A 209-nucleotide genomic window follows, 5' to 3' on the forward strand; every position below is an offset into this window, starting at 1 on the left:
ATCCCCGGGCGCACCGGCCCGGTGTCGGAGAGTCCTCAGAAGGTCTGGGGCATCAACATCGCCGCGGCGCTGGGCAACTTTCCGCTTGACGGCCTGCTGTGCGAGGCCGGCCCGTGGGGGAACATGGCGGAAGGCGACACGTTGACGATCTTCTGGGGCACCGGGCAGAACGTGTGGACGGAAAAAGTCGACAAGGACCGGGTCGGCAA

At 66.5% G+C, this 209-nt stretch carries 1 protein-coding gene; it reads left to right on the plus strand.

Going from position 1 to position 209, the window contains the following annotated elements:
• Positions 1-21 precede the first annotated feature (21 nt).
• On the plus strand, positions 22-209 hold a 188-nt coding region (locus ACM6IV_RS19625), incomplete at its 3' end, for a hypothetical protein (protein ID WP_414871269.1).

Origin of the sequence: Pseudomonas sp. IT-347P (assembly GCF_949768005.1) — a bacterium.
Classification (GTDB): domain Bacteria; phylum Pseudomonadota; class Gammaproteobacteria; order Pseudomonadales; family Pseudomonadaceae; genus Aquipseudomonas.